The organism is Christensenella tenuis (assembly GCF_014287795.1).
Lineage (GTDB): Bacteria > Bacillota > Clostridia > Christensenellales > Christensenellaceae > Christensenella > Christensenella tenuis.
Map to the genome: position 1 here is coordinate 355685 of NZ_JACOON010000003.1, position 11445 is coordinate 367129.

Here is an 11445-nt window from a genome sequence, read left to right on the forward strand (position 1 = left end):
CCACTATATTTCAAAAGATATTGAACATCCAAAAATGAGCTGCCTGCCAAATTATTTGACAGGCATACAAAAAAGCGCCTGTCTCCAGACGCTACATATCATCGATAACTATAAATCAATCGCATTACCGTTAATGAATTTTATATTTTTCAGATAACAAATTACAAATACTACGCCAATTTGCAAAATTAAATTTTTCTGCTACAGGTAATAATCTTAGCAATAGAATGTAATTTCATTTACACAGAAATGCTGCTTCCATTTACTACAAATCATAAAAAACTGGGCAGAAATAATATCAAGCAAATCATTCAGCACATTTTGAGGGATGTGGCTATTATTATTTGCAAGAATACACCCTCCGGAGGAAGTCAGCCATACTTTCGTTGTATTCGCTCCCGGTTTTCCCTCTCCAATATGAACATGAATCGGTTCTCCATTTTCATTGGACCAGAAATACACCAAATATTTTCCGAATCTGAATAGATTAGGCACAGCATGCACCTCCGCGCTCCGCAAAACGATATATTAAATGTGCATTGTGCTCTAACAACGTCGTAAAATCCTGAATTTCTTTATCTGTAAATCCTTCGCGTTCAATCCATCTATAATCCGGCAAGGAACATCTGGCCGTATCAAATCCATGCTCGGTCGGCCGCTCAAAGTGCACTTCTACCGAGCGCACTCCATCCTTATCCAGAATCTGCGAATGAATAATTTCTGTTTCATCCGGCAAAGTAATATAAGGATACATCATGTTCGTATATTCCTTTCTTAATATCAATCTATTTATATTATACCCTATTTCCGAATACAAGTTAACTGCTTTTATTGTACCAAAACAAACACAGTATACCATAGAACACGATCATTTTATAATTGGAGAGACCATTATAAAAATGGAAGTACGTATTTTGTGCGATTTTCAAACATAATTGTTGTCAATAAAAAAACTCCCGATTTATATCGAGAGTTTTTGGCGCACCTGAGACGATTTGAACGTCCGACACCGCGCGTCGGAGGCGCGTGCTCTATCCACTGAGCTACAGGTGCTCGTATAGTATCATCAGTTATATTTCAGACTGCTTGTCCTTATCGGTTTTCAAACATTTTTCAAACATTTCTGCATAAAACGTGCAAATTTTCCTTTTTCTACCTTTACTGCAACTCACCGCCTTTCTTCCATTTTTCGGCTTAACAGCGCCGTTTTTCGCGTATCATGTGACACTTGGTATCACTACTGAATACTACCGCTATTTCCGTCGGAGTCCTGCGCTCTATCCAGCTGAGCTACGAGCACATGAAACTGCAAAATGCAGTTTACAATACTTTGGAAAGAAAATCCTGCAACCGTGAGTTCTTCGGAGAACCGAAAAATTCTGCCGGCGGCGCCTGTTCGAGAACTTTGCCCTCGTCCATAAACAGGCAACGGGTTGCAACTTCCTTCGCAAACCCCATTTCATGTGTAACGACAACCATTGTCATTCCTTCATCTGCAAGCGTATGCATAAAGTCAAGCACCTCGCCCACCATTTCAGGATCGAGCGCAGACGTCGGCTCATCAAAGAGCATCACATCCGGATTCATCGCAAGTGCACGCACAATCGCCACACGCTGTTGCTGCCCCCCCGAAAGCTGCGAAGGGTATGAATCTATTTTATCCGATAATCCGATTCTTTTCAAGAGTGTTTCTGCACGTTCTTGCGCTTCATCCTCCGTCATCAAGCCAAGTTTTAATGGAGCAAGCGTAATATTCTGTCCTACGGTCTTGTGGGGAAACAAATTGAACTGTTGGAAAACCATACCCATTTTTTGGCGTACTTTATCGATATTTGTATTCTTATCGGTCAAAAGTTTTCCTTCGAACCAGATCTCACCGCCGGTCGGTACCTCAAGCATATTCAGGCACCGCAGGAAGGTAGACTTTCCGCTCCCCGACGGCCCGACAATCACTACTTTTTCCCCGCGCTCAATGTGCTCGTCGATTCCTTTAAGCACAACATTTTCATTGAATTGTTTATATAGCTCTTTTACAATAATCATTATGCGGCCCTACCTCACATCGCTCTGGGCGAGTTTCTTTTCCAGTTTCCTGAGCGCCCACGTAATCAGCATAACAATACCAAGATAAACAAGTGCAATAAAGATCAGCGGAACAAAAGCGTCCATGGTCCGCGAGCGTACCAGCTCGGCGGCGCGCGTCAAATCCGTAACCGCAACATATCCAACGATAGACGTTTCCTTAAACAGTACAATAAATTCATTCCCCAGCGCAGGAAGGATATTCTTGATTGCCTGCGGAAAAATAATGGTACGCATCGTCATGCCGTTTGTAAGGCCCAGAGACCGTCCTGCTTCCATTTGCCCACGCGGTACAGCCATAATACCCGAGCGTACGATCTCAGCAACGTAAGCGCCGCTGTTGATGCCAAATGCAAGCGCTGCAACATAAGGCGCCATCTCAATCGGTGCGGCGGCAAAAATAATGTAATACATAATTAAAAGCTGTACCAGTACCGGCGTTCCCCGGATTACCGTCAAATAGATATCACAGATAATGTTCAGCCATTTCAGGCGCTTATTGCGCAGTGCATTGACCTTAGCGATTGCAACCACCGATCCGATTACAACCCCCATCAATACCGCGATTCCAGCGATCATCAGGGTAACGAGCAAACCGTCGAGGAACATCGTCCAGCGGTCATTCGCAATCAACGTATTATAAATTTGTTGTCCAAGATTGTCAAACATATCCCCAAGCTCCATAATTTGCCATACACCGGCAACTATTTGCCACGTTTTTTCAGGAAAACGCGCAAGCATGTTTTATTATACTATACTTATGGAGAAAAAAAAAGTTTGCAGAAGAAAATTCTTCTGCAAACTTTAAAAAATCGAGATTATTCAGCTTCCGAAGATGTTCCCGAATACTGGTCGAAATGCTTCTGCGTCAAATCCTGAATGTCGCCCTTCATATCCGCCAACACTTTATTGATCACTTCCAGTAAATCGTCTGATTCGCCCTTCCGTACCGCCATCGCATACTGTTCCGTCGTGAGGACGTCGTCATACACCGTCAGACTGTCATTATTTGCCACAATGCTCTGTGCCGGCAGCTTATCCACAACTACCGCGTCCAGCTTACCGTTCGCAAGGTCCATGCCTGCCTCGATCGCGCTCTTATACTGTTTTACGGTCGCTCCTTCTACCATATCCGATACAAAAAGGTCGCCTGTCGTTCCAAGCTGCACGCCGATCGTTTTTCCCGCAAGATCTTCCACCGTGGCGCCCGCAACTTTGGGATCGTCTTTCGTTACGATTACCATCTGGTTGGACGTTGCATATTCATCCGAGAAATCAACGCTCTGCTGACGCTCTTCCGTGATCGTATAACCGGCCGCGATAAAGTCGCCTTTGCCGCCGTTCAGCGCCGGAACCAGGCCGTCAAAATCCATATCTACAACTGTCAGCTTCACACCCAGCTCGTCTGCAATTTTCTGTGCGATTTCAATATCCACACCCGTCGGCTGATTGTCGTCGCCAAGGTATTCATAGGGAGGGAACTGTGCGTTCGTCAGAAGTACAAGTTCTCCCGCTTCCTTGATCTTATCCACCAGGCTGCCTGCCGCTGCACCTTCGTCGGACGCCTCTGCGCTTTCAGACGCATCTGCGGACGGTTCTGCGGAAGCGGCCTCGGAAGGCGATTCCGACGCGGCCGTTTCCGGCGCGGAGCATGCTGCGAACACTGCCACAGCCATGAATACTGTCAGTACTAAAGCAATTATCTTTTTCATATCGTTCCTCCAATAAATATTTTAAACTTATAATGTATAATTATACATATATATTCAGAAAAATCAATCCCTTTATGCAAAATATGAATATTTTTTACCCGACTCCCAAAATCTTATGTATGTCTGCCGAAACAGCGGCATATAATTTAGATGCATTCTCCTCATTCGGGCACTTCAGCGAATAATACACCTTAATTTTAGGTTCCGTTCCCGAAGGACGAACAACAACCGAACTGCCGCCCGCCAGCGCATACCCCATCACATCCGATTTTGGAAGATCGATTTTTTGCGTTTCCCGTTCGCTTTTCTCCACGGAGGCCAGGTAATCAGACACTTTCACTACTTTTGCACCGCCCAGTTCGGTAATAGAATCTATGCGCAGGCTCTTCATAAGTTCCGCCATGTGCAGCATTCCATCCGCGCCTTCAAAGGTGAAGCTTTCAAGTTTATCGTAAAAATATCCGTGCTCCAGATATAGCTCGTTAAGCCTGTCGGCAAGTGTTTTTCCCTGCTGGCGGTAATAGGAAGCCATCTCGCAAATCAGCATGGCTGCATTCACGGCATCCTTGTCACGCGCATGCGTCCCGGAAAGGTAGCCATAGCTTTCCTCAAATCCAAACACATAACGGTCTGCTTCTCCGTTTTCTTCCAGCAGGCCAATCTGTTCTCCAATAAATTTAAAGCCGGTTAATACGTTTTTAAGCTGTACGCCATATTGATCGGCAATGCTCTGCGCCATTTCCGTTGTAACGATCGTCTTGACTGCGACCGGATTTTCGGGCATTGTCCCGTACTTTTTACGCATTGCGCACACAAAATCAAACAGTAAAACGCCCATTTGGTTCCCATTGATCAGAACATAGTTTCCGTCCTGCCGGACAGCCGCGCCCACACGGTCACAATCCGGATCGGTTCCCAGCAGCAAATCCGCACCTGTCTTCGCGCATAGTTCCAGACCAAGCTGAAGCGCGGCCTTTTCCTCGGGATTTGGGTAAGGGCACGTTGTGAAATTCTCGTCCGGCTCTTCCTGCTCCGGAACAACTGTAATAGTTTGGAAGCCTGTTTCGTTCAAAATCCTCAATACCGGTTTTAATCCCGTTCCGTTGAGAGGCGTGTAAACGATCCTGATATCGCCGCCGTCCTCAAAAACGCTATAGCTTCTTACTGCGTCAAAATATGCATCAATTGTGTCCTGTCCAATATATCGAATTTTGCCTTCGTTCAGAAAGGTATCAAAATTTCCTGTATGGATATCCCGGAAAATATCCTTGCGTTCAATATAGCCGGTAATTTTTTCTGCCGCATCGAGCGTAATCTGGCATCCGTCCGGGCCATATACCTTGTATCCGTTGTATTTTGCCGGGTTGTGGCTCGCAGTCACAACGATACCTGCACTGCATCCAAGATGTCTGACCGCAAAGGAAAGCATGGGCGTAGGCATCAGCGTCTCATATTGAAACACTTTGATTCCATTCTGCGCAAAAACCTCTGCGGCTGCCCGGGCAAACTGCCGCGAATTCTTACGGCTGTCATAGGCAATTGCGATGGAAGGCCTTTTAAATTCTTCATTTAGGTAGTCCGCAAGCCCCTGCGACGCCTTTCTGACTGTGTAAATATTCATACGGTTTGTCCCTGCGCCAATAACGCCCCGAAGGCCGCCCGTACCAAACGCAAGGTTACGATAAAAACGGTCTTTGACCGCTTCGTCATCCTTTTTAATTTTTATAAGCTCTTCCGCAACTTCCTTGTCTTCCGTTGCGTTTTCAATCCATTGCTTATATAGTTCTCTTTCGTTCATTCGTTTCACCTTTAAAAATTCTGCCCGCTGCTTTTATACCTTTTCCAGTATATCAGTCTTTTCCATTCTTCTCAACAGGAAATCCGGCTCTTATTTCTGTCCTGAACCTATTTTAAATGCGCAAGACGCTCCAACAGGATTTTTCCGCAATTCTCATAAGAAAATTCCTGCTCAATCACTCGTTTCGCGTTTTCACCAATAGACATGTAATAATCGCGGTCTTCCACAAGCCTTTTCATATACTCTGCAGCGGCGTCCACATCAGGTTCCGCCCAGTGCATTCCCTTTTTGTAAATAATAAAATCTTCTTTTACTTCAACCAGGCGGTAAGGTACGGGGCAACAGGCGCCTTCCCGCATATACTGCGTATTCCCGCTGTAATTTGTGATGACAACGGGTTTCGCAAACGCCATCGCTTCTGCCGGTCCAAGTCCAAACCCCTCGCTCCGGTGGAGCGACAGGTACGCGTCGCATAAGGAAATAAGGCTGTTGATTTCCCGTTTGGACATCTGCCTGCTGATGGTCATGATATTTTCATGTTTTTTTAATAATGTCATCAGGTCCCGGTCGCCATCCCAGTCAAGCGGCGTATTTAACTTCAGTAAAAGCATCGCGTCCTGCCGGTTGCCAAACGCTTTGCTAAATGCCCTGATGGCAGCCAATGGATTTTTTCGCTCGGAAATGCTGCGGGTATCGTAGGTCATCAGGAAAATAAACTGATCCTCCGGCAAACCAAAGTCCTGCCTTGTAAGGTTGTCGTCCTTTTGTGGATGGATTGCATAAGGAACCGTATGAACCGGGATCGGCGAATTCTGCCCAATAGCTTGGGTCGTAAAATCCGAACAGGTCCAAATCTCGTCAAAATACGGAAACGCTCCCGCCCATTCGGCTGGAAACTCGGGCATTTCCCATGCCCAATAACCAATATTGCGCCGCCCCTCGAAAACGCTCTTATCAAACTCCCGGACCGATTCTTCAAAACAATCCGGGTTGTACGCGAAAATATTTGTATCATAGATAAATTTATTGGAAATTTTATCTGCAAATTCCGTATTCGTGAAGGTATGAAGCCCGGAATCCTGTACTTCGATGACCGTATAGGGAATGTTTGCATGCTGCAAAATTCTCGCAAGAATCCTGCTGCTTTCGCCCAGGCCAAAATCGCCCTTAATAAAGCCACATAGATTCACACCGAATGGATACTGGGCTTCCGGCATTGTTTGCGCTCCCCGGCGAATGGAAAACCGTTTTCTCAAAGATCTGTCGCGCTGCTGCGCTGCTTCCCGCAGTTTCAGACAGGCCTGATATGCGGCCTGCACAGCCGCAAGGTATTCCTCTGCCAGCTTGTATTCTTTCCGGGCATACTGCAAAAACCATTCCGTGAAACGTATTCTTGCTTCGGGATCGTTTAAATCGGGAAAAAGCGCCCGCAGGTCCCCCCGCGCAAGGTAAATTGCTTTCTCGATTGCAGTAACCGGAATTGTTTGAGAATCCCCTACGACAACCGTATCGCGCATAAAGTAATCCGGGTGTTCAAACGGCTGGTTTTTGCATTTGCTCCTCAGCCTGTAATCCATGCCGTAGTATTTCCTTAATATATCCGCGACTGGTATTCCATTTTCAAAACAGCAATACTCCGTATATTCCGGAACCTCAAAAAAACTTGCTTTTTCCATTAAATGAACCCGGCACCCAAACAGAGATGCATAGGAAAGCCACGCCTTTAAGAATCCCCTCTCCCCAATTCCGCTGAAAAGGATCCGGTTATATTTCTTCTGGCTCCATGTCAAAAATTCCGTTATCCGCTTTCCCTGTTTCAGGGCAAAAGAATGATTGCAAAACAGCGGTTTCGACGATAAAGAAATATCTACCGAACCGCTTTTTTCCGCCTCGTCCAGAAGATTCGGGAAAACGTGGAACGTATCGCAGGAGGCGGGGAAATCCGGAAACAGTCCGCTGTCTGAAACGACGGCAACGGTTTCATAAGAATCGAGCAGGAAACCAGCCGCCTTCAGCGACAAAAAACAGGCCAGTTCTTCCCCTGTCAGGCAAAATGCATACTCCTTGTACTTCGGGCCTGCCAGCTGGGTCAACGATAATATACCCTCTTCCTCCAAGCCTTCCTGATCGCCGGCAAGGCATACAAAAAGATCGCTTTCCCCGTAGCGTTTGCGTATTTCTGTTAAATCAACCTTATTATTTTGACTTGCAATATATGCGATTGCAGAAGTGTTCACTCTGTATTTGCTCCGTTTTCCCAGCGCCAGCGTACTATACCGTTGTTTTCAAAAGGGTTGCCTGCCCACTGAGTGTATAGTCTCCCAATCCTGCCGGAACAAACACGTCTTTTCCCGCAGGAATTTCAATGACCCCGCTCTGGTAGGTAAGCGTTCCAGTCCCTTCTACGCATAACAAATTATGAAAGGAGGACTCGTCCGCACATAGAACCTGCCCTTTTTCGCATAGTTCAATTTTTTCTATTTGGAATGTGCCGCAATCAAGCGGCTGATCCAGGCGGTATACGGCAGGTTCTCTGAAATGGAGTACGTCCGCCGCTTGTTCGATGTGCAGAGGACGCGGATTTCCTTGCGCATCCGTCCGTCCAAAATCATAGATCCGGTAAGTAATATTGCTGTTTGTGCCAATTTCTGCCACAGTCATGTTTTTGCCGATTGCATGAACCGTTCCCGGCTTAATCAGAAACACATCACCCTTCCGGACTTTCACTTTATTCAGTACTTCCGTAATCGTTCCATCCGCCGCGCGTTTCTTGAACTCTGCTTTGGAAATTTCTTTCTGGAACCCATAATAAAGGGCTGCGCCCGGTTCGCACTCCATAATATACCACAATTCCGTTTTGCCGTCCTGCCCGTTTTCATGAATAGCCGCATAAGCGTCATCAGGATGAACCTGTATGGATAGGCTGTCCGCCGTATCGATTATTTTTATGAGCAGGGGCAGTTCTTCTTTTCCGTTCCCAAGAACGCTGCATCCCTCTTTTTCGAGATACTCATTCAAGGTCATTCCAGCATACGCACCGTTTTCAATCCTGCTGACGCCTTCCCGATGGCACGCCAATTCCCAGCTTTCCGCAATTTTGGGGAAAACGCCATCTTTATGATAAATTGTTTTAAGCTTAGTGCCCCCCCACAAATAGTCTTTCAACACAGGGCCCAGCACCAACGGATATAACATAACTTCTCCTATCTGACGTTCAGTTGTTTTGCGATCTTTCCGATCTGCTCGGACATATCTTTTTGAGCCACGAGGATCGCATCCTCAGTTTCCACAACCACAAGGTCTTTAAGCCCAACGCATACGACCGGTTTCTGGCAATTCACATAGCAGTCCTTTGACTGTTCCATAATGGCGTTGCCGTCCGTTACATTCCCGCATTCATCCTTTTCATTCTCCTCGTGCAGGCTCTCATAGCCTCCTACATCACTCCAGCCAAAATCCGAAGGGATGCAGTAAGCCTTCTTTGTTTTCTCCATAACGGCATAATCAATGGAAATGTTTTTGGCTTGTTCAAAAGCCCGCGCAACCTGCGCCCTGTTATCCGGATCGATTGCCGCAAACAAATGATATAATTCCGGCTCATACTCCTGGAATTCATCGATCATCGTCTGGATGTCAAATACAAACATCCCGCTGTTCCACAGGAAATTTCCTGCCTGCAAATAATGCCCGGCCAATTCCTGATTGGGTTTTTCGTGAAAGGATACCAGTTTTACCACCGTTTGGTTGGCCTGATATTCACTCGTTTCAATTTCAACGTAACCATAGCCCGTCTCCGCACGTGTCGGACGAATCCCAAATGTAACGATATGTCCCTGTTCCGCTTTCCCAACTGCGGCGTCCAGCGCGGCATGAAAGGCCCTTCCATTTTTGATCGTATGGTCTGAAGGCATCACGACGGCTACGCCGCCGCCCGAATGCTTTTGGATCATAAAAGCAGCCCACAGAATACATGGCGCCGTATTTTTCGCCTGCGGTTCCGCCATAATATTTACTGTCTCTCCAAATTCTTCCTTCACAAGGGGCATATATTTTTCTCCGGTCAGGATATACTGATGTTTCATCGGAACAATATCCGCAATCCGTTCACTCGTCTCCCGGAGCATACTCTTATCCGAAAACAAATTCAAAAATTGTTTTGGTTTTGCCGAACTGCTGAGCGGCCATAGCCGCGTTCCGCTGCCGCCCGCCAAAATAATACCACTTACCATAAAGTTAATATTCCAACCTTTCTCGTAATCCTTATTATCTTATCATTAATTGTCCTAGGAATCAAATACCGCTTTGCATCGGGCATAATTTGCCGTTTTATGCAAAACGGTGATTTCGGAAAACACGAAAGAACACCCCTGCAGTTACCGGGATGTTCTTTCGGATTTATTTTTCTTACGCTGCTCCTCTGTCCGGTTCGGGTTCGCTGTCCGTTTCCGCAGCCGCCTCGTCAGGTATTTGTTTCGTCTCGTTCATATCCCCTTGTTCCGTCTGCGATATTTCCTCCATCGGCAGTTCCTGTTGTAGAGCCCTGTATATAGTTTCCCAATGCAAAAGGTACTCCTGGTCGCCCTTCGCCCACGCTTTCATGGTCGGCAAAGAGCCCCTGTTGGGTTCATCCCAGCCCGGAACACAGAGAGTCCCCTCGGGCGAATCTGTGCAGGCATAGCATTTTATATGTTGAATATGCGCGCGAATCCCTTCATTTATACTTGCAAATTCATAAGGCGTACCATTTTCTTCTAAAAGACAACCAGGGTTATTTTGTATTGCTCTCCTGTTTCCAGAGAAATCCGCTCCATTTGTCTCAACTAACATTTGAGCAAATGCAACCGCTGCATCCACACCTTCCCGGTCTGCTTCCTGCCAATAAAGCGACACAAACTCCCCATTGGAAATTCCATAATGGTCCATCATATCAATTCCCATCTGTGCAAGATAGGCCTCCGCCTGCTTTTGCACAACCGTGGTTTTGCCCATAAGCCGCGGAGTATCATCCGGCTCTGTTGCCGGCTCTGGTTCAGTCGATGATTCCGGCAATGTCTCCGGTTCGTTTGACGGCTCTATTGTTTCCACACCGGCGTTTTCTTCCGGTTTATCCATCGCTGTCATAGCTTGTTTCACTGTAATTTTCCCACTGGCCGTACTGCTTATATTGCCGCTGTCATCTGTAGCGGCCGCTTCCGCAGTATAGATTCCCGGTCCCGGCACGCCAACATACTGCGCCCACGTCGTCGCGTTCTCTCTGACCGCTTTATAGGTTCCGACAGATGTTCCGTCTTCATCCTTTATTACAAACTGGAGGGATTGCACACCACTATCAGTATCCTGCACATTCCATGCGCGCACCGTAAATTTATTCTGGTATACCTCGGTAACAGCTTTTCCGTTCGCCTCGAACCCAATGCTCCCAATCGTCGGCGCCACGGTATCCTTCGCCACTACAATCATCTTGTACAGCGTCGTACTCTTGTTCCCTGCCTTGTCTACCGCCGTTACGTCAACATTGTATTCTCCCGGCCCGTCTACTCCCATATACTGCGCCCACGTCGTCGCGTTTTCCTTGATTGCTTTCGCATTCCAGTGCCGCTTCCCGTCCATACGCCAAATGTTGATCTCCACTGATTCCACTGACGTTTCCGCGTCCGCTACGCTGAACGCGCGCACCGTAAAGTTGTTCTGGTATACCTTCGTCACGCTCTTTCCGTCCGATTCGAATCCAATGCTCCCAATCGTCGGCGCTCCGGTATCCTTCGCCACTACAATCATCTTATACAGCGTCGTACTCTTGTTCCCTGCCTTGTCTACCGCCGTTACGTCAACATTGTATTCTCCCGGCCCGTC

At 46.9% G+C, this 11445-nt stretch carries 10 protein-coding genes and 1 tRNA gene; all 11 read right to left on the reverse strand.

Going from position 1 to position 11445, the window contains the following annotated elements:
- Positions 1 to 216 precede the first annotated feature (216 nt).
- A complete protein-coding gene (locus H8S18_RS07560; protein WP_186857692.1) occupies positions 217 to 495 on the reverse strand; it encodes a DUF4160 domain-containing protein in 279 nt (92 codons plus the stop codon).
- Complete coding sequence (locus H8S18_RS07565) at positions 488 to 757, reverse strand: hypothetical protein (RefSeq protein ID WP_186857693.1); 270 nt, start codon at positions 755 to 757, stop codon at positions 488 to 490. The genes H8S18_RS07560 and H8S18_RS07565 overlap by 8 nt, the downstream gene beginning before the upstream one ends.
- Before the next feature lie 220 nt (positions 758 to 977).
- Positions 978 to 1053 (reverse strand) — tRNA-Arg (locus H8S18_RS07570).
- 267 nt (positions 1054 to 1320) lie between these two features.
- Positions 1321 to 2043, reverse strand: coding sequence for an amino acid ABC transporter ATP-binding protein (locus H8S18_RS07575; RefSeq protein ID WP_186857694.1), 723 nt, complete (start codon positions 2041 to 2043; stop codon positions 1321 to 1323).
- 9 nt (positions 2044 to 2052) lie between these two features.
- Positions 2053 to 2751, reverse strand: coding sequence for an amino acid ABC transporter permease (locus H8S18_RS07580; protein WP_066646392.1), 699 nt, complete (start codon positions 2749 to 2751; stop codon positions 2053 to 2055).
- 149 nt (positions 2752 to 2900) lie between these two features.
- Positions 2901 to 3794, reverse strand: coding sequence for a basic amino acid ABC transporter substrate-binding protein (locus tag H8S18_RS07585; protein ID WP_186857695.1), 894 nt, complete (start codon positions 3792 to 3794; stop codon positions 2901 to 2903).
- A 94-nt stretch (positions 3795 to 3888) separates the two neighbouring features.
- Complete coding sequence (locus H8S18_RS07590) at positions 3889 to 5592, reverse strand: phospho-sugar mutase (RefSeq protein WP_186857696.1); 1704 nt, start codon at positions 5590 to 5592, stop codon at positions 3889 to 3891.
- A 107-nt stretch (positions 5593 to 5699) separates the two neighbouring features.
- Positions 5700 to 7829 carry a glycosyltransferase family 4 protein gene (locus H8S18_RS14950; RefSeq protein WP_186857697.1) on the reverse strand — a complete coding sequence of 710 codons (2130 nt, stop codon included), beginning with the start codon at positions 7827 to 7829 and terminating at the stop codon, positions 5700 to 5702.
- Between the two features lie 34 nt (positions 7830 to 7863).
- Positions 7864 to 8787 carry a mannose-6-phosphate isomerase, class I gene (gene manA, locus H8S18_RS07600; protein WP_186857698.1) on the reverse strand — a complete coding sequence of 308 codons (924 nt, stop codon included), beginning with the start codon at positions 8785 to 8787 and terminating at the stop codon, positions 7864 to 7866.
- An 8-nt stretch (positions 8788 to 8795) separates the two neighbouring features.
- Positions 8796 to 9821, reverse strand: coding sequence for a mannose-1-phosphate guanylyltransferase (locus H8S18_RS07605; RefSeq protein ID WP_186857699.1), 1026 nt, complete (start codon positions 9819 to 9821; stop codon positions 8796 to 8798).
- Positions 9822 to 9996: 175 nt separating this feature from the next.
- Positions 9997 to 11445: Ig-like domain repeat protein (locus H8S18_RS07610; protein ID WP_186857700.1), on the reverse strand; the 1449-nt coding region annotated here is incomplete at its 5' end.